This window comes from Novipirellula herctigrandis, from assembly GCA_007859835.1.
Lineage (GTDB): Bacteria > Planctomycetota > Planctomycetia > Pirellulales > Pirellulaceae > Novipirellula_A > Novipirellula_A herctigrandis.
The window spans coordinates 1-1,595 of sequence record SJPJ01000014.1 but is presented as its reverse complement, the minus strand read 5'-3'; the positions used below and the strand labels follow the sequence as shown (position 1 = coordinate 1,595).

General features: G+C 51.3%; 2 protein-coding genes. Both read left to right on the top strand.

From position 1 onward, the window contains the following. Window positions 1–88 precede the first annotated feature (88 nt). A complete protein-coding gene (locus tag CA13_RS34330) occupies window positions 89–349 on the top strand; it encodes a hypothetical protein (RefSeq protein ID WP_146396676.1) in 261 nt (86 codons plus the stop codon). Between the two features lie 202 nt (window positions 350–551). Then, complete coding sequence (locus CA13_RS34325; RefSeq protein ID WP_146396673.1) at window positions 552–1,568, top strand: hypothetical protein; 1,017 nt, start codon at window positions 552–554, stop codon at window positions 1,566–1,568. The last annotated feature ends 27 nt before the right edge of the window (window positions 1,569–1,595 follow it).

The window sequence follows — 1,595 nt, the reverse complement described above, 5'->3', positions numbered from 1 at the left end:
GTGTCTGACTAATACCTCTGGCGCGAAAGCTGGGCAAGGCTCATAATATGGGGAAAGTTCAATTCTCTTTTTGTGAGGTACCGGTTCGATGGAAAGTTCAAAAATTGATCGCGATGCTTTGAGAGCGAAGTTGCAGGTGGAGTTTGAAGCAACGCTCAACGCAGTCGCCGATTCCGTTGACAATGCGCGCGATGGCGTTTGGATCGAAGACAGCGAAGGCATCAGTCGTCAAGTACTTGATCGCTTCAGACAACAGGTTTACGAAGCAACCATGCAAGCGAAAATCGATGCGGCGGAAGCCGCTTTTTCCCCCTCCGAAGAGCACGACGGGAGTTCGCGCTCGGAATAAGGGTAGGCAACTTCGCAGCGTGTTGACCGAAAACGGTCGTGTACAATTCAAGCGAGTCCGATGGGCAATAGAAGATCAAGGATGTTCCGTTCCGATCGATGCTTTGCTTGATGAAGCTGAGAAAAGTTTTACACGCGGTGTGCGTGAGATGCTCTGTCGGTTGAATCAAAGTTCGTCAAGCTTTGCCAAGACGGCGGAGAATATGTTTCGTTTAGCATCGATCGACATCAGCGGAGAAAGTGTGCGTCAGATCGTGGAGTACGAGGGACGTATGATTACCAATCAACTGACCAGTGGCCGCATCGATCCTGGTTGGTCCTCGGCAGATTGTGTGATTGACGACAAGCCACTTTCTGACTTGGCCGTCGACGCATCAGAACGGGCAGAACAATCGGAAGCCCCCGGAAAACCTCGGAAAACTCGCGTCTATATTGGATGTGATGGTGTTAAAGTCCCCGTCGTGACTGACGCGGAAAAGAGAAAACGACGTGCAACAATCAAATTCAAACGAAAACGCAGTGGCAAGAAATGCCGCCCGCTACCAAAGCTTCGTAACGGATCGGATCAACAATACAAAGAAGCAAGAATTGTTGTTGCGTACGACGAACAACAGACGCATCGTCTTGTAATCTCGACGCGAGGTGACTGCGAAGTCACCGGGCGATTGCTGCAAACGTTGTCGACGACGATCGGACTGAATCAGGCCACTGAATCGATTGCCAATATCGATGGAGCTCCTTGGATACGCAATCAACTTGAGTTTCATCACCTTGTCGACGAGATCAACCTGGACTACTACCACTTGAAGGATAACGCCCAGAAGGCGCGTCGTGAAATGTACGGCGACGACGAGGCAGGAGCGAAGTGGCTTGACTCGTTGATGGACGTATTGATGAATCGAGGGATCGACTCGCTGCTGAGTGAGTTAGTCGCTCAGAAAGGTGACTGCCGCGGTCGCAAGCTCGAAGCGTTGGAACACCTAATCGGCTACGCTGCGGAGCGTCGAGCCATCATTCGTTACCGAGAGTTTCGCGAGCGGGGGATCCAAATTGGAAGTGGTCCTACTGAGGCACAGTGCAAAACGACGACTCAGCGAATCAAAGGTCGCGGTCGCCGCTGGGACTTTGCGAATGCCGAGTATCTGATGAACATTGCCGCCCTCGATGCGAGTGACCTATGGGAAAAGTATTGGGAAATACCTGCAAAAATCGCTGCTTAGAATCGTCCAGAAAGTTTGGTCAGACAC

Bases quoted from the DNA above. Each gene is read 5' to 3' on its own strand.
- CA13_RS34330 (WP_146396676.1), top strand. From the start codon at position 89: ATGGAAAGTTCAAAAATTGATCGCGATGCTTTGAGAGCGAAGTTGCAG.
- CA13_RS34325 (WP_146396673.1), top strand. From the start codon at position 552: ATGTTTCGTTTAGCATCGATCGACATCAGCGGAGAAAGTGTGCGTCAG.